14 protein-coding genes and 1 pseudogene are annotated in these 17188 nt (G+C 45.5%); 2 read left to right on the top strand and 13 right to left on the bottom strand.

Annotation, left to right across the window (positions count from 1 at the left end):
- Positions 1-97 precede the first annotated feature (97 nt).
- The 4 genes from DA100_RS16505 to DA100_RS16490 all read right to left on the bottom strand — a co-directional run bounded on the left by DA100_RS16505 (position 98) and on the right by DA100_RS16490 (position 2579).
- Positions 98-424 (bottom strand): hypothetical protein, encoded by a 327-nt coding sequence (locus DA100_RS16505; protein WP_138973136.1) that lies wholly within the window; start codon positions 422-424, stop codon positions 98-100.
- A 211-nt stretch (positions 425-635) separates the two neighbouring features.
- Positions 636-1049, bottom strand: coding sequence for a hypothetical protein (locus tag DA100_RS16500; protein ID WP_138973135.1), 414 nt, complete (start codon positions 1047-1049; stop codon positions 636-638).
- A gap of 1 nt (position 1050) precedes the next feature.
- Entirely contained in the window at positions 1051-2220 is a 1170-nt protein-coding gene (locus DA100_RS16495; protein WP_138973134.1) for a PAAR domain-containing protein, read from the bottom strand.
- 95 nt (positions 2221-2315) lie between these two features.
- Complete coding sequence (locus DA100_RS16490) at positions 2316-2579, bottom strand: recombinase family protein (protein ID WP_276608351.1); 264 nt, start codon at positions 2577-2579, stop codon at positions 2316-2318.
- 163 nt (positions 2580-2742) lie between these two features.
- On the opposite strand from DA100_RS16490, the pseudogene DA100_RS16485 reads away from it, so the two are divergent.
- Both DA100_RS16485 and DA100_RS16480 read left to right on the top strand, forming a co-directional pair.
- Positions 2743-2829 (top strand): annotated as a pseudogene (locus DA100_RS16485) (protease); the annotation flags it as partial.
- Positions 2822-3052 carry a ribbon-helix-helix domain-containing protein gene (locus DA100_RS16480; protein WP_138973132.1) on the top strand — a complete coding sequence of 77 codons (231 nt, stop codon included), beginning with the start codon at positions 2822-2824 and terminating at the stop codon, positions 3050-3052. The pseudogene DA100_RS16485 and the gene DA100_RS16480, both read left to right, overlap by 8 nt.
- Positions 3053-3061: 9 nt before the next feature.
- On the opposite strand, the gene DA100_RS16475 is transcribed toward DA100_RS16480, so the two are convergent.
- The 9 genes from DA100_RS16475 to mrcB form a co-directional block, all read right to left on the bottom strand.
- Positions 3062-4093, bottom strand: a complete 1032-nt coding sequence (locus DA100_RS16475; protein ID WP_138973131.1) for an ABC transporter ATP-binding protein — start codon at positions 4091-4093, stop codon at positions 3062-3064.
- On the bottom strand, positions 4093-5718 hold the full coding sequence (locus DA100_RS16470; protein WP_138973130.1) for an iron ABC transporter permease: 1626 nt from the start codon (positions 5716-5718) through the stop codon (positions 4093-4095). The genes DA100_RS16475 and DA100_RS16470 overlap by 1 nt, the downstream gene beginning before the upstream one ends.
- 220 nt (positions 5719-5938) lie before the next feature.
- Positions 5939-6955, bottom strand: coding sequence for a Fe(3+) ABC transporter substrate-binding protein (locus DA100_RS16465; protein WP_138973129.1), 1017 nt, complete (start codon positions 6953-6955; stop codon positions 5939-5941).
- A gap of 161 nt (positions 6956-7116) precedes the next feature.
- A complete protein-coding gene (locus tag DA100_RS16460) occupies positions 7117-8346 on the bottom strand; it encodes an ammonium transporter (RefSeq protein WP_138973128.1) in 1230 nt (409 codons plus the stop codon).
- A 26-nt stretch (positions 8347-8372) separates the two neighbouring features.
- A complete protein-coding gene (locus DA100_RS16455) occupies positions 8373-8711 on the bottom strand; it encodes a P-II family nitrogen regulator (protein WP_138973127.1) in 339 nt (112 codons plus the stop codon).
- A gap of 189 nt (positions 8712-8900) precedes the next feature.
- Complete coding sequence (locus tag DA100_RS16450; RefSeq protein WP_138973126.1) at positions 8901-9272, bottom strand: YacL family protein; 372 nt, start codon at positions 9270-9272, stop codon at positions 8901-8903.
- Between the two features lie 357 nt (positions 9273-9629).
- Positions 9630-12218 carry a bifunctional aconitate hydratase 2/2-methylisocitrate dehydratase gene (gene acnB, locus DA100_RS16440; protein ID WP_138973125.1) on the bottom strand — a complete coding sequence of 863 codons (2589 nt, stop codon included), beginning with the start codon at positions 12216-12218 and terminating at the stop codon, positions 9630-9632.
- Between the two features lie 297 nt (positions 12219-12515).
- Positions 12516-14747 carry a patatin-like phospholipase family protein gene (locus tag DA100_RS16435; protein ID WP_138973137.1) on the bottom strand — a complete coding sequence of 744 codons (2232 nt, stop codon included), beginning with the start codon at positions 14745-14747 and terminating at the stop codon, positions 12516-12518.
- 143 nt (positions 14748-14890) lie between these two features.
- On the bottom strand, positions 14891-17188 hold a 2298-nt coding region (gene mrcB / locus DA100_RS16430; RefSeq protein ID WP_138973124.1), incomplete at its 5' end, for a penicillin-binding protein 1B.

Here is a 17188-nt window from a genome sequence, read left to right as displayed (position 1 = left end):
TCACGAGTAGAATCGTGCATTTGTTCGAGTTGCAGTTTCTGCTGAGGAGTCAGTGTAATTTTCATGGTTCGTAGCATGATCCTGATTCTAAAGAAAATCAAGCATCTTCAATGATCAGGGGTATAGAAAAATAGCTAACAACACTTTCTGATGTATCTTGGACTCGCTTCGGTAGATTAAGCAATCTCAAACGATATGCAGTACCCATCCCCATTGCATAAGCCCACGCGGGGTCAAAATTACCTTCAAACACACCAGAATAGGCAACATCAGCTAAAACCGTTCTTTGCAAAAGAGCTAAGTAAGGATTAGCAATTAAAGCAATGCCTATCGCCTGCATCACATCCGAACGTTTATCTTGTGTCGCTGCCTCGATGTAATCCTGAAAGGCATCATCTTCCATGTCGATGTGGGCATTTCTCATTAGACATTCAGGCGTGGCGCAACTCGCTTTAAAGCGAACGTTAAACGATTCATTATTCACCACTAGATTACGTCGATAGCTGCCGCCTTGAGAGAAATCACCTACCGTTTCTGTGCGGCGTGATAAGCGATTTTCTTCGAGCTTTTTAAGCGTGCCCCCCCATCAAAAAAGCTTTTCATCTTGAAGCATATAGTCAACCGAGTTCACAGCTTTAATCACATGTTTCCGGTGGAAGAACGTACGTTTTGCTTGAGTATTTCAATGCAAACTCTCTCTCAGATGTGCATTCTATGTAGTTTGATATTTTTACTTTATCCCTTAACGAGGTATCTACATAATGTCCTATCAGAGCACCAATTAATGCACCAAATAGCATTAACCTTAGAGTTAATCTAGGGAGTTGAATACCTGTAACAACATTGAGTAATGCCATTGGGATAGAAGGAAGGAAAAAACCAAATAATACAAATGACGATGTATTGTTAAGGTATCCCGACACCTTTATTACGGGTTCAATTCCTACACCTTTCACGCTATGAATCAAATCATAAATTCCCAACCCACACCATGCCGAAAACCCTATAAAAAATATTAAAAATGTAAGCTTTTTTAATAAATCTATCATGCTAATCAATTAAAGACTCTACTGTTTCTTTCATAGGTTTGGTGAATTGGTGCTGATTATCCAAGTCAGATATATAGCCCCCGATCTTAAATGCTGAATAAGCAAATAAACCTAATCCAATTGCGGCTGGCAAAGAGAACCCAAACACAAAGCCAGCGCCGGCACGAGCAACTAATAATACCCCTTGAGCGAGTACGCCAGCAACCACACCCTTGGATATATCCGCAGTAAATTGCCCTACGACTTCACCGAGTGTCTTTTCATCATGAAGCATATAGTCAACGGCATTGACCGCGCCACTAAACACGGCTTCGACATATATGTTGCCTCTCAAAAAGCTGATATTACCTTGAACAGTATTCAGTGCGTGACCAATTTTTAGCATTTGAGGCGTTGCCTCTTGCCAACGGATACCTAAATCTAAATAGCGAGGTTTGTAGTTCTCAACGACTATATTCATCACGCCATTGATATTGACTGCTTTAGCTGTCGCTCCCCATCCTCCAAGCTCCTTAGCGACTTCATAAGCACCTTTAAGTCCCATTCCAACGCCAGTGTAATCTTTGCCTGTAGAAAGCTGTCCGTGGGTATCTTTGATGAGTAAATCTAAATACTCATTGGCTTCTTCAATAGTAAGAATTGCAATACTGACGTTCTCTTGCTGAGAGGTGTCCCACTGATATGTTTTAGCTTGCTTTTGTAAGTCTTTATTCCATTCGTTTTCAGCAAGATCATACGCTTGCTGCCCTGCAGAAAGTGAAGAGCTCGTACCTGAATAACGCCCTCCCATTGAACTCGCGACACTCTGATAAGTTGCCTCCATTTCTTGTGGACTGGCATGAGGTTTAAATCCATAAACCTGCCCATTACTTTGAGAGAATTTCATCGCTCCAGCAGAAGCAATGAGCGTATTTGAGCCCCAAGAACAATCACAAGCGACGATATCACCATGCAATGCAGCCTGAATATTATCGACAAAGACCGCAATCGTTTCTAAAGGAATGATTTCCCCTTGCCCTTTTTTGCAAGCGGGACACGTCGCTATCATTTTTATCTGCGTGACACCTTCTCCCACATACATGACATTACCGACACCCGATGTCACGACACCTCCTGTCGTCGTTCTATCACCTTTGTGTATTAAACCTCGACCTTCTGCTTGTGCTGACATTGTGAGTTCCTTATTGACTATTTGCGCCCATCAAGGGCATTTGGAAAACGGAAAAAATCCTACGTTAATTGGCAATACTGGCCTGTTTTTATTCATTATGATTCGGCTTTATTGCGAGAAAGCGTTCTATATACTGTTGGCCGTGAGACGGAAAACAGTTCAGCTAAATCGCTAATGGAGTATTGCCCTGTACCATGCATTCGACACCGCTCCTTTTGCTGTTTATCTGAAAGTTTGGGCTGATTTCCTTTAGCTTGATCAATCGCCATTCCTTCACGAGTTCTCAAACAAATCAAACCTGTTTCAAACTGAGCAGCAGTAGCTAAAATATTAAAGAACATCTTGCCCATTGGGTCTATTGGATCATAAATACTTGATCCTTATTCCAGTTTTAAATCTCGATTTGGTCATATCTCGTCGGTGACTCAAGCATGAGGGACTTTCTGTAGTAACCGACTACTACCCACAGTTGTAAATAACTTGTTAAGTTGCCATTCCAACAATCAAAAGTGGAGATTTAACATGGCAAGTGTACTCATCATCGCCGGTGACTTTGTTGAAGACTATGAACTGATGGTGCCGTTTCAAGCATTACAAATGGTTGGGCATTTCAGTCCGTATCGATGGCGTTGTCACTAGTATCAGACTGGAAGCGGTATTCTGGAAGATAATAGAGGACATTGCGAGCGATGCGGATATCTCTGTCGCAGAATTTTTGACTCGGATTTACAATGACGTGATACAACAAAGAGGTGAGTTGGGTAACTTCACCTCTTTGCTGCGTGTCGCGTGTACCACCTATCTAAATGGTGGCAAACGGATTCAGATTTAACCTAAATGGCTAAAACGCCAGTACGCCTTGCGTTTCCACTTTAACAGAGACTTGCTGACCAATACTCAAAGGTTCTGATGAGCTGGCAAGTAAACGGTGACCTCCCGCGTCAATCACGTAACGGCAATGATCTCCCATAAACTGTTGCTCAAGTACAGTCACACTGCTCTCTTCTGCCGCACTGATCTGGACATGCTGAGGGCGAAGTAATAACTCGCAATGCTGACCGACTTCAATGTTCTGCTGTGCTTTCGCTTCTACCATGCCTAGCTGCGTCTCATATTCTGAATCAGAAGCCCGAGTCGCTTTGAGATAGCTACCACCACCCAAAAAGTCAGCAACAAACTTACTTGAAGGCTGATAGTAGAGCTCGCTAGCCGTACCATATTGCTCAATCACGCCATGGTTCATCACCGCCATTTTATCAGCGAAGGCGAAGGCTTCTTCACGGCTATGAGTAACGAAAATGGCAGTGACACCCTGTTTCTTAAAGATCTTACGAATCTCGCCAATTAACTCATGGCGCACCTGCGTATCAATATTAGAAAATGGTTCATCGAGCAGCAAAAGATCCGGTTTGTACGCTAGTGAACGCGCTATTGCCACCCGCTGTTGCTGGCCACCTGAGAGTTGGTGTGGGTATCGCTCACCGTAACCATTGAGATGCACTAACTCAAGCATCTCTTCCACTTTGGCTTGCTGTTCAGCAACCGATAGTTCACGTAACCCAAACGCAACGTTCTGAGCCACAGTAAGATGTGGAAACAGCGCATAATCCTGAAAGATCATACCAATATTACGCTGCTCAGGAGGAAGCCAGTTTTTGCCATCATCGATCAGCATGCAATTTAGGCTCATCACGCCAGAACTTAATGGCAACAAGCCTGCAATCGCTTTCAATAGTGTTGTTTTACCGCAGCCACTTGCCCCAAGTAGACAAACAATTTCCCCCTGCTCCACTTCGAGAGAAAGTGACTCAAGAACTGTCGTCTCTTGATCGTACTTACACGTTAAGTTTTGTATTGATAGGGCACAGCTCATCAGTGTGAATGCTCCAGTGAACGGTTAACAATAACTAAAGGGACAAGACCAACTAAAACCAGTAGCACGGCTGGTAGCGCCGCTAACTCTAACTTCTCATCAGACGCGAAGTTATAAACATAAGTCGCCAATGTTTCAAAGTTAAATGGTCGTAGCAATAAAGCGGCGTTTAGCTCTTTCATTGACTCGATAAAGACCAGCAAAGCCGCTATCAGCGCCCCACGACGAACAAGAGGCAAATGAACTCGTCTTAGCATCTCATTGGCGTTACATCCCATAGTGCGTGATGCCATATCAAGAGACGGTGAAACTTTGCTTAAACTGCTTTCAATACTGCCAATCGCCACAGCAGAAAAACGCACCACCATAGCAAAAACAATCGCAAACATTGAGCCAGAGAAAATCAATCCTGGACGCTCCCACTCCATGTACTTTGCAACATCATTGACTAAGTGGTCCATAGACAATACCGGAACCATAACACCAATGGCTAAAACCGTTCCTGGAACAGCATAGCCCATCGACGATAGGCGCATAAAGGCTAAGCTTTGACGGCTAGGGTTGACACGCTGAGAAAAATTAACGATCAACGCAACCATTACACCAATGAATGCCGCCGCAAGAGATACGTAAAGACTATTTAACGCATATTCGCGGAACTCAGCCGTCCAACTCTGTGCGAAATACTTGTATGCATAGATAAGCAACTGACCAAGAGGGAGAATGAATGCCACGCAAACCAGCCCCCAACACCATGTTAGCGCCAACCACTTTTTCCACCCGACGAGATCGTAACGAAAATCTTCGCGGCTACTAAACTGACTCTGAAATAGCTTCTGTTTTCTACGGCTATAGCGTTCTGCACTTAAGAGTAAAATCACCACCACAAGCATAATGGCTGAAATTTTTGCCGCCGCAGTGAGGCTCGAATAGCCTAACCAAGTGTCATAAACCGCGGTGGTTAATGTATTGACTGCAAAGTAGCTAACCGTTCCAAAATCACCCACGGTTTCCATTGCCACCAAAGAGAGGCCGACGGCTATAGAGGGTCGTGCAAGAGGAAGCGAGATACGACGGAAACTTTCCCACGGTGAACACTTGAGCAATCGAGCCGATTGTAGCAAAGAGACATTCTGCTCCATAAACGCGGCACGGCATAATAAGTAGACGTATGGGTAGAGCACCAGTGACAGTATAATAGTCGCTCCTGTCAGTGTTCGAATATCAGGAAACCAATACTCACCAGGTCCCCACCCTGTCAGATCACGGAGAAAAATCTGTACCGGACCTGCAAAGTCAAACCAGTCCGTAAAGACATAACCGACGATATAGCCAGGCATCGCCAGTGGTAACACCAATGCCCATTGTAAAATGCGTTCACTCGGAAGGCGGCACATAGCCATAATCCAAGCCGATGGAATACCAAGCACCAAGGATAGCAAGATCGTACCTAAAACAAGAACGACGGTGTTATACGCATAGGTCGGCATTACCGTTGACATCAAATGACTAAAAAGCTCATTTGTTTCGCCCACAGCAGTAGTGAATATCGCTAAGATCGGCAAAACCAGTAGTAAAGCAAGCGCTCCACTACTGGTTTTCCATAGGTAATTTTTTTCTTTCATCGCCTAATTACAACGAGGCTGTATGAAACATAAATGCAGTTGCAAATACATCTCATATCCCTTTAATAGTTTAAGGGTATTTATACCCATATACTCCAAGGAGTTCAAGGTGAACTGCTCTTAGCCGTGAGTATAAAAACAAACAACCCCAAGTAACTTAACGAAAAGCGACTTGAGGCTGTATTTTAGTCAGTCATATTCGACTCACTACCTAAAACTATTATAGGTCGAACTTCACTTCGTCTAGCAGTTTGATTGCTGCTTCGTGGTAGTTAGCAACGTCATCTAGAGAAATCGTGTCAGGCTTGAAGTCACCCCAAGATGCCACTAGCTCAGAACGCTTAACACCCTCTTTTACTGGGTATTCGTAGTTAACTTCTGCGTACAGGCTTTGTGCTGTATCACCCGCTAGGAACTCCATAAGTTTCTGAGCGTTTTCTTTATTTGGTGCGTACTTAGCCATTGCCATACCAGAGATATTTACGTGAGTACCTGTTGTTTTCTGGTTAGGGAAGTTAATGTAAACCGCGTCAGCCCAAGCTTTTTGCTCAGCATCGTTAATCATGTTACCTAGGTAGTAGCTGTTACCTAGAGAAACATCACATAGACCTTCTTTGATCGCTTTAACTTGTGCACGGTCGTTACCTTGAGGTTTACGTGCTAGGTTCGCTTTTACGCCTTCCAACCACTCTTTCGTCGCAGCTTCACCTTCGTGAGCAATCATCGCAGAAACTAGAGATACGTTGTATGGGTGCTTACCGCTACGTGTACAAATTTTGCCTTTAAATTCAGGCTTAGCTAAGTCTGCGTATGTAAAGTCTTCACCTAGACGACCAACACGGTCACGAGAAGAGTAAACGCTACGAGTACGAGTTGTTAGAGCAAACCACTCGTTATTGGTATCTTGGTATTGAGCAGGGATGTTCTTTTCTAGCACTTCACTCTCTACAGCTTGAACTAAGTTTTTCTTAGTCAGCTCAGAAAGACGGCTAATATCAACGGTTAGGATAACGTCTGCTGGGCTGTATTCACCCTCTTGCGCTAGCTTCTCTGCCAGACCTGTCTTAGCAAACTTAACGTTTACTTTGATACCCGTTTCTTTTGTAAACTCGTTGAACATTGGCTCAACTAGGAATGGCTGGCGGTAAGAGTATACGTTAACTTCTTCTGCAGCCATCGCAGCTGAAGGAGCAATTGTTGCACATGCTAATGCAGAAAGAGTTAGCAGCTTTTTCATTGGTTCAATCCTTTAGTATTCGAAATGATAACGTTTATCAGTTGCGTTATTATATTCATCATAGTCGAGAAAACAATGATGCAAAACAAAAAAACCTGCTCATTTGAGCAGGTTTTTGATAAGTTTATTTGTAACTGTTTGTTACGTCACATCTAGTATAATTACTTCACTGTCACGAATTCAGGGTAAGCACCTACGCCACAGTCATGCATATCCATGCCTTCCATCTCTTCATCTTCAGAGACGCGAATACCCATAGTGGCTTTCAGTACTGCCCACACCGCAAGGCTTGCACCAAATACCCAAGCGAAGATAACTCCAGCACCCAGAAGCTGTGCACCAAATGATGCATCACCATTGCTTAGTGGAACAACCATCAGGCCGAAGAAACCACATACACCGTGAACCGAAATCGCACCAACTGGATCATCAATCTTCAGTTTGTCCAAGCCGATGATGCTGAACACCACGAGCGCTCCCGATACCGAGCCAATCGCAACCGCATACAGTGGCGATGGAGAGAGAGGATCCGCAGTAATAGCGACTAGACCTGCTAACGCACCATTTAGAATCATCGTAAGGTCGGCTTTACCCCAAGTGGTCTTACATACAAGCAGTGCTGCAATGGCACCCGCCGCTGCTGCTGCGTTAGTGTTCAGGAAGATCTGACCGACTGCTGTCGCATTTTCAAAGTCTGACACCATCAACTGTGAGCCACCGTTGAAGCCAAACCAACCAAACCACAGGATGAATGTACCCAGTGTCGCTAGCGGCATGTTAGAACCAGGAATTGGGTAGATTTCACCATTTTTACCGTACTTACCTTTACGTGCACCCAGTAGTAGTACACCCGCTAGTGCTGCTGATGCGCCCGCCATGTGTACGATACCTGAACCTGCAAAGTCACTGAATCCCGCTTCAGATAGGAAACCTCCGCCCCAAGTCCAGTAGCCTTCCATTGGGTAGATAAACGCTGTCAGTACCGCAGAGAAGATAAGGAATGACCAAAGCTTCATACGCTCAGCAACCGCTCCTGAGACTACAGACATCGCTGTAGCAACGAAAACTACTTGGAAGAAAAAGTCAGATTCAAGTGAATGATCCGCGCCCTCTCCTTGTGTACCAATCAAGGCACCAAATGATGGTAGCCAACCACCTTCGCCGTTATCGACATACATGATGTTGTAGCCAACGACTAAATAGGTGGTACATGCGATCGCGTACAAGCAGACGTTCTTTGTTAGAATTTCTGTCGTGTTTTTTGAACGAACAAGACCCGCCTCCAACATTGCAAAACCTGCGGCCATCCACATAACCAACGCACCTGAAATGAGGAAGAAAAAGGTGTCTAGTGCGTAACGTAACTCTGTTACTGTTGTCGTTAATTCCATCGTATTATCTCCAGTCCTTTGAATTCTTAAAGTGCTTCAACGTCCATTTCACCCGTGCGGATGCGAACCGCCTGACTCAGGTCATAGACAAAAACCTTGCCGTCACCGATTTTTCCCGTGTGCGCAGCTTTAGATATCGCCTCAATGACGCGGTCTACATTTTCTGCCTGTGTCGCTATCTCTAACTTTACCTTTGGTAGGAAGTCGACTTGATATTCCGCACCACGATAAAGCTCGGTGTGTCCTTTCTGACGGCCAAAGCCTTTCACTTCTGAAACCGTCATCCCTTCGATACCGACATCAGCAAGCGCTTCTCGAACATCGTCTAATTTAAATGGTTTGATAATCGCGTTTATAAGTTTCATTGCATCCTCTCTGAAGCTGTCATCCTTTTTGTTATTAAGTAATCCAAGCTGCGTGCCAAGTTTTTAAGTTGTTGATAATTAATGAAAACACATAAAATTCATGACCTAATAACAAAAAAGGCGCACCATTTAGGTGCGCCTTGCTCACAATTTTAAGGCAAGCGTTCAATCGCTCACCATAGAAGTGCATTACTTGGTCGTCAGGAATGTTTTCCACTGTGCGATCAGATCTTCAAAGTCCTCAATACCGCAACTTGCCGTGCTTTCACTATCATAAAAGTCAAACTCACTATCACTGTCCATTTCCTGCCCATGAGCCAGCACGTTTTCTTGAACAATGACCTCATCGCCTTGAATACTCAGTGAGATCTCGGTTCCTTCGAGTTGGTGTTCCAGTTGAGGATTTAAGCGAGCGTTTTCGATCAAGCGTTCGACTTGTTCGATTTTCTGCCAGTCTTTACTGACTTCTTCTTGCAACCAGCGACCTACGATTTCATGCCCCATACTGGACTTAACATAGTATTCGCCCATGAGGGTATTTCTAATAAATTCAAATTCCATAGGACGCCTCTGTATATGCCACCAAACTTAATCGGCGGCAGTATACAGGGTCGAGAATCGAGAATCGAGAATCGAGAATCGAGAATCGAGAATCGAGAATCGAGAATCGAGAATCGAGAATCGAGAATCGAGAATCGAGAAAATTATGGCTTGTTAAGGGCTGGTTCTGTCAACACCTTGTGGAGGTAAGGTTCAATCACTTCACTACTCGCCCATCTCTCGAAGGGCGAAGCACGGCCTAAATTCTCGCAGGGCGAAGCCCGCTCTCACAGTGAAGCGTTCTCTGAGGGGAAGCCCGAAAAAAAGCGCCCACCTTGCGGTGGGCGCTTTCTCAGCAATTCAGTATTCCAGAGCTTGTTAAGCTGGCTCTTGGAAAATCACTGTATCTGCTTTTGCCGTGTACTGAGACATCTTATGGAAGTTCAAGTAACGGTATGTATCCGCTGCCGTTGCATCAATCTTAGATGCGTACTCTAAGTACTCTTCTTTCGTTGGGATACGGCCAAGAATCGCACCCACCGCAGAAAGTTCAGCAGAAGCTAGGTAAACATTCGCACCTGTACCTAGACGGTTCGGGAAGTTACGAGTCGACGTAGACATCACTGTCGACTTATCAGCAACACGTGCCTGGTTACCCATACATAGTGAACATCCCGGAGTTTCAATACGAACCCCAGCACGGCCAAAGATACCGTAGTAACCTTCTTCAGTTAGCTGATCCTTATCCATCTTAGTTGGTGGAGCAACCCACAGACGAGTGCTAAGAGAACCATTGAACTCTTCTAACATCTTACCCGCAGCGCGGAAGTGACCAATGTTAGTCATACAAGAACCGATAAACACTTCTTGAATCTCAGTACCTTGGACGTCAGACAGTAGACGAGCGTCATCTGGGTCATTAGGAGCACATAGGATTGGCTGGTCGATGTCAGCAAGATCGATTTCGATAACGTGAGCGTACTCTGCATCAGAGTCAGCTGTCAGCAGTTCAGGATTTGCTAACCACTCTTCCATCCCTTTAATACGACGCTCAATAGTACGTACATCACCGTAACCTTCCGCGATCATCCACTTAAGCATAGTGATGTTCGAGTTTAGGTACTCTTCGATAGACTCTTTTGAAAGCTTCACTGTACAGCCAGCTGCACTGCGCTCTGCCGAGGCATCAGAAAGCTCAAATGCCTGCTCTACAGATAGATGCTCAACACCTTCAATCTCTAGAATACGACCTGAGAATTCATTGATCTTACCTGCTTTTTCAACCGTCAATAGACCTTGCTGAATTGCGTAGTAAGGAATGGCATGTACTAGGTCACGTAGAGTGATACCTGGCTGCATTTCACCTTTAAAGCGAACCAAAATTGACTCTGGCATATCCAGTGGCATTACACCAGTCGCGGCTGCAAATGCAACAAGACCAGAACCTGCTGGGAACGAGATACCTAGAGGGAAACGAGTATGCGAGTCGCCACCTGTACCGACAGTATCAGGCAATAGCATACGGTTTAGCCATGAGTGGATAACACCGTCACCAGGACGTAGAGAGACACCACCACGGTTCATGATGAAATCTGGTAGCGTGTGGTGAGTGTTAACGTCAACAGGTTTCGGGTACGCAGATGTGTGACAGAATGACTGCATCACAAGATCCGCAGAGAAGCCAAGACACGCGAGGTCTTTTAGCTCATCACGCGTCATTGGGCCAGTTGTATCCTGTGAACCTACTGTTGTCATCTTAGGTTCGCAGTACTGACCTGCGCGAACACCTTCAACGCCACACGCTTTACCAACCATCTTCTGAGCTAGCGTGTAACCTTTAGTTGAAGCTGAAGGATCGACTGGCTTAGCAAACAAATCCGTTTCGCCTAAACCAAGAGATGCACGTGCACGGTTTGTTAGACCACGACCGATAATCAGAGGGATACGACCACCAGCACGAACTTCATCAAGCAGAACTTTACCTAGCTCAAAGCTAGAAATTTCAACGCCATCTTTACGAACAACACCTTCATAAGGGTAGATATCAATCACATCACCCATGTTCATGTCTTGCACGTTCAGTTCGATAGGTAGTGCACCAGAATCTTCCATTGTGTTGTAGAAGATTGGGGCAATCTTACCACCCAGACACACGCCACCTGTGCGTTTGTTTGGTACGTAAGGAATATCTTCACCCATAAACCAAAGCACAGAGTTTGTCGCTGATTTACGAGAAGAACCTGTACCAACAACGTCACCAACATAAGCAAGTGGGATGCCGTCTTTTTGTAGTTCTTCGATCTGGCTAATAGGACCAACGCTGCCTGGTTGATCTGGGTTGATACCTTCACGTTCCATTTTTAGCATCGCTTTTGCGTGCACTGGAATATCAGGACGAGACCAAGCATCTGGTGCTGGAGATAAGTCATCAGTGTTCGTTTCACCGGTAACTTTGAATACTTTAACAGTAATTTTTTCCGCTACTTTCTCTTTAGCCGTAAACCACTCAGCATCCGCCCAAGATTGTAGGACTTGCTTAGCTGAATCATTACCTGCTTTTGCTTTCTCTTCTACATCATAGAAAGCATCAAACATCAGTAGAGTATGAGAAAGCGCTTTAACAGCGATAGGAGCCAACTCAGCGTCATCTAGCAGAGAGACTAATGGCTCAATGTTGTAACCACCTTGCATAGTGCCAAGCAGCTCCGCCGCTTTTGCTTTGCTGACAAGTGGTGATGAAACCTCACCTTTAGTGATAGCGGTTAAGAAACCTGCTTTAACATACGCAGCTTCGTCTACACCTGGTGGGATACGGTTTTCTAGGAGGTCAAGAATAAACTCTTCTTCACCTTGAGGCGGGTTCTTCAGAAGTTCCACAAGGCCTGCAACTTGCTCGGCATCTAGTGGTTTAGGAACAACTCCTTCGGCAGCACGCTCTTCGACGTGTTTACGGTAGGCTTCAAGCACGACTTTTTCCTCTCATTGCGGTTCCTCCCTCTTATTGCTATTTGTTCAAAGAATAAGGGAGTGAACATCCTTGGAAACTTGGCTCTCCATGCCATATTTTTCATTCAATCTTGACTGAGAAACAGTGCCAGAGAGGCCAAACTGTGGGCGGTAGAATAGCAAATTTAACCTTAAATTAAAATCTCATCATTTTGACCAACATAGCAACTTAAGACTAAAGTTCTATGATTTTCACTGGTCAATCCCGCCTATTCCCATACTTTGAGAATGGCGGAAATGGACATATAAACACCAGAGCTACTTAAAAGTAGTACCGATAATTAGGTAGTATGAATCATAGTTATTTTCGGTACGCCCGTAACCAAACATAATCGGCCCAATCGGTGAGTCAACCCCTGCAAATACAGAACCTGCGGTATACAAAGGTGCTTCGTTGATTTCGAGATCCGGATCAGACCAAACCCCACCATACTCAAGCGATGCACCGACATAAAACGGGGAGCTAAACAGGCCAAAGTCGTTGTCAAACCAGCGATAGCGGTAAACCACGCTACCAAACACTTTGTTCTGACCAATTAAGCTGTTTCTTGGGACACCAGATAAGTTAAGAAAGCCACCAATCTCTTCAGGATCAATTGGCACCGAAGAATTCTTACTCTCTACAAAACCCAGATCGACATTTGCGACCAAAGTATGGCGTGAAAACGTATGTGCAGCGATCATTTTCGCTCCGATTTCATACGATGTGTCTTCAACTCTCTGGTTCTCAACCAACACACTATCACCGACGCTTTTGTCGTGTGAGACGAGATAATTGAGATCCAAGTAAAAACCAGAGCGCGGAAAACTGTAGTTGTCGAGAGTATCAATCCGATAGTTCGCAAACGCCCCTAAGCGATGAAACGCAACATCACCAAAACTAGGTAAAGTCGAGAGTATGCTCTTGCCATCGGTGTACCTTACCCCTGCCATGAAACGTCGCCACAAGGTATCTTGATAACCAATCGCCCACTGGCTAACCCACTCAGTATACGCAACTGGTACGTAATTCTTGGTTGCCTCTAGGCTTGTATCATCAAAGCCAGTCACTGGCGCATTACGTTTTTCATTGCTGTACGTGAGAGCTAACGTTGTAAAGGTCTTTTGGCTCGAAAAGAATGGCGAGAAAAACTCCGCTTCGATGAGCTTATCTGTACCGATTTCAAAATTGGTACGTAACTCTGCGCCATGGGAGTTGAGGTCGGTAAAATTGGTCGACACACCAATGGAATACTGGCTATCGGTTGAAAAATCATCTTCAAGGAAAAAACGGAAGTTTACGTAATTCGGTCCCCAAGACTTCTCATCAACATCAACGATCAGGGCATCTTGCCCGTCGATTTCATCATAGCGATAAGTCACTAGTTCAAAACGGTCTAAAGCGTAAAGATCTTGGATACTTTTCTCAACCTGATCCAAGGTGTACCGCTTACCTGCTTCAAGCTCAAGACGGTTTTCAAGAAGGGTGTCTGTATAGTGGGTGTTATTATTGATGACCACTTTATCAACGGTAATTTCATCACCATATCGCAGTTCACGTCGGACATTCTGTTTCTGTTCAATATAGTGTTGATAGTCTGCCGTGGATAAGCTCAGTTTCTGCAACTCTGCTTTCCTCGCCATCGTTGCCTGATAACCTTTTTCAAATGCCTGCGGCATTTTATCAAACTCAGTGGTCTCCATATCGCCAACATCAGGCTGCAAGAAAAAGTCTTTGTCTGTTAGTAATTCAGCCTGACGCGCTGTCGTACTGCGGACCAAATAGTTGGAAAGTTGGTCTGCCACCGTTAGGAACGTGGTGAAGTCTTCTTCATTTTTGTATTCCGTACCGATATCAACCGCGATAACAATATCAGCCCCCAAATCACGCGCAACGTCTACTGGCATATTGTTCGTCACGCCACCATCCACCAACATCTGCCCATGGAGTTGGTAAGGAGGCAGTGCGCCGGGAACCGACATACTGGCCATCATGGCATCAACCAGATAGCCCTGACTGATCACAACTGGTTTCAGTTCAATAATATCGGTCGCGACAGAACGGTAGGGAATGGCGAGATCATCAAAAGAATCAAATGGAGGTAAATTGCCCGACGTTTCACGGAGCAATTTAAGCATTCCCTGCCCCTGCACGATCCCACGACTAGCTCGAACCTCCCCCCAGCGTAAACCAAGGTCAGTGGTTAACTGATATCTATCTTCGTATTCCTTGTCCTGTACTTTTCGCTGACTGCGGTCAACTCGATCTCGATAACCACTGTTCCAGTCAACGGTATCAATGAAAGACTCGATTTCATCGGCGCTCATACCGGTCGCATACAAGCCCCCTACATAAGAGCCCATACTGGTACCAGTGATTACATCAACAGGCACCCTTAGTTCTTCAAGCGCTTTTAGCACACCAATATGCGCTGCGCCTTTCGCGCCTCCACCGGCTAAAACAACTGCTACTTTGGGCCGCGTATCAGGTTGCGGCTCTGTCTGTGCTATCGCATTAAAGGCAACGCTTCCAAACAAGCATAATAGGAGGCCTGCTAATTTTTTCACGATACAAATCCCTTTCTACAGTCGTTCTAACGTTTATACTGACAGACTTAATCAGCGTAAAGTACTAATATTCAACACCATGCGTGTTACCAACTAAATAATTTCTGTAACCATTGTTTAGGCTGGCTATCACACTGCTGCTTCATTGCGCCATTGATGTCCCACACTGGCAATGTGAACTCGTTTCCACAATCCAAATCCAGACTACCCTGAGCCGTTTTAGCAAAACCAAGCGTACTGATTCCCTGAGGCCAAGGTAGGGTTAACTTTTCAGGAATACGGTGCTCTAGGTACTCAGCGTAAACTCGCAATGCACCACTTGAACCGGTTAACTTCGTCGGTTTGTTGTCATCTCGGCCTAACCAAATCGTGGTCACTTCTCGCCCATCGACGCCGACAAACCAACTGTCTCGAGTATCGTTACTGGTTCCGGTTTTTCCTGCTAACGCCGCCCAGCCAAACTGGCTGTTGAGATGACGCCCAGTTCCTTCCAAGACGCCTCGCTTCATTGCGTATGTCGTTAACCACGCGGCCTGCTGATCAACGGTTTGTGACACTTTCGGTAATGACTGGTACAGCACATTCCCTTCCAAATCAATCACGGACCGCAAGGCTGACAGTTGGGCTTTTTTTCCCGAGTTAGTCAGCGTTTGGTACATCTGCGCGACTTGAAATGGCGTTAACGTAAATGAACCAAGAAACATCGACGGAACCGGACGAATTTCATTCTTGTCTACGCCAAGTTTTTCCAACGTGTTAACCACATTGGCGATACCAACCTGCATCCCTAGCTCGACCGTAGGTACATTGAGCGACTTAGCCAAAGCGATATACAAAGGCACATCACCACGGAACTGACGGTCATAATTTCTAGGCGACCAGACATCACCTTTACTGCCTTTCAAGCTAATCGGTTTATCGTGCAGCGTCGTGGCCAGATTGTATTTCTCTGGTTGTTCCAATGCCGTGAGGTAAACCGCAGGCTTGGCTAATGAACCAATTTGTCGGCTGGCATTCAGAGCTCGGTTGAAGCCATCGTAACCAGTTCGTTTCCCTCCGACCATGGCTCGTATTTCCCCTGTGTGCCTGTCGACAGCAACAGCTGCGCCTTCAAGAGATTTACCCGCCACATCAGCAAGTTGCGGAATTTTCTTTGCGATTGCTCGTTCAAGTTCTTGCTGAGAAACTGGATCCAATGATGTAAATACACGTAAGCCGATATCTGACTGAAATGCATCCCCTGCCTTCTGCTCTAGTTCAATCTTCAACTGCTGAAAATAAGCGGGTTGGCGGCTGGCAATTTTCGGATTGTCCTGAATATCAAGGGGGCGACTTGCCGCCATATCATACTGTTCTGCCGTGAGAATGTTTTGCTGCATCATTAAGCGTAACACTAAATCTCGACGCTCTTTCGCACGCTCAGGAAAGCGCACCGGATTGTAGTAGGAAGGACCTTTTACCATGCCCACCAGCAGAGCAAGCTGGTCAATGCGCAGTTCTTGGATCGGCTGACCAAAGTAAAGTCGCGATGCAAGACCAAAGCCATGAATCGCCTCGCCGCCACTTTGACCGAGATAAACCTCGTTCAAATACGCCTCTAGTATGCGATCTTTGCTGTAGCGATAATCCAGAATCAAAGCAATGTAGGCTTCTCGAACTTTGCGCCATAAGGTTCGATCACTGGATAGAAAAATATTCTTGGCCAACTGCTGAGTCAGAGTACTGCCACCCTGCACAGTTCTGCCCGCCTTTACGTTAGCAACCATCGCTCGTGCAATCGCAACAGGCGAAACACCATCATGTTGGTAAAAGTTGCGATCTTCTGTGACGAGTAGGGCATCTACCATGACTTCTGGGAACTGGTCTCGACGCAAAAACAGCCGCTGTTCATCGTGGTTTTTCTCCAACATACCAAGCATTTTCGGCTCAATACGTAAGTAGCCTAAATCGCCTTTCTTTTCTAGTGATTGAATGCGCTCTAGCTGGCTTGAAGAGAAATGGAGCATCACATGACGATCAGGCTCTGGACCATCACTAAATTCAAATGGTCGACGAATCACTTCAATTTTTGTCGAAGAAGAAGAGTACTCGCCAGGGTAGCGAGGTTGGCGGACTTTGCGGTAATTGAGCACGTCTAACTCATTGCGCACTTCTTGAATCGTAATATCTTCGCCCGGAGCCAAGTTAAGGATTCGCGCATAAACCACAGTAGGCAAATCAAATAATTGCCCCTCAAAGCGTTGTTTAACCACACTATCTAGATAGATACCAACAAACAGCAACAAAGCGAAGCCAGCTAAGCCGACCTTCCAGCTAATGCCCCATAATGTTTTCAGCCACCTACGTTGGGGCGGCTTACTAGGCTTACGCTGAGGCGATTTCGC

It is taken from the genome of Vibrio sp. Hep-1b-8 (assembly GCF_006124995.1).
In the GTDB taxonomy this organism is placed as follows: Bacteria; Pseudomonadota; Gammaproteobacteria; order Enterobacterales; family Vibrionaceae; genus Vibrio.
This window is presented reverse-complemented; position numbering and strand designations above follow the sequence as displayed.

Excerpts from the sequence above, each read along its gene's own strand:
- DA100_RS16500 (WP_138973135.1), bottom strand. The coding sequence starts at position 1,049 with ATGATAGATTTATTAAAAAAGCTTACATTTTTAATATTTTTTATAGGG.
- DA100_RS16450 (WP_138973126.1), bottom strand. The coding sequence starts at position 9,272 with ATGGAATTTGAATTTATTAGAAATACCCTCATGGGCGAATACTATGTT.
- DA100_RS16460 (WP_138973128.1), bottom strand. The coding sequence starts at position 8,346 with ATGGAATTAACGACAACAGTAACAGAGTTACGTTACGCACTAGACACC.
- DA100_RS16475 (WP_138973131.1), bottom strand. The coding sequence starts at position 4,093 with ATGAGCTGTGCCCTATCAATACAAAACTTAACGTGTAAGTACGATCAA.
- DA100_RS16505 (WP_138973136.1), bottom strand. The coding sequence starts at position 424 with ATGAGAAATGCCCACATCGACATGGAAGATGATGCCTTTCAGGATTAC.
- DA100_RS16455 (WP_138973127.1), bottom strand. The coding sequence starts at position 8,711 with ATGAAACTTATAAACGCGATTATCAAACCATTTAAATTAGACGATGTT.
- DA100_RS16465 (WP_138973129.1), bottom strand. The coding sequence starts at position 6,955 with ATGAAAAAGCTGCTAACTCTTTCTGCATTAGCATGTGCAACAATTGCT.
- DA100_RS16495 (WP_138973134.1), bottom strand. The coding sequence starts at position 2,220 with ATGTCAGCACAAGCAGAAGGTCGAGGTTTAATACACAAAGGTGATAGA.
- DA100_RS16470 (WP_138973130.1), bottom strand. The coding sequence starts at position 5,718 with ATGAAAGAAAAAAATTACCTATGGAAAACCAGTAGTGGAGCGCTTGCT.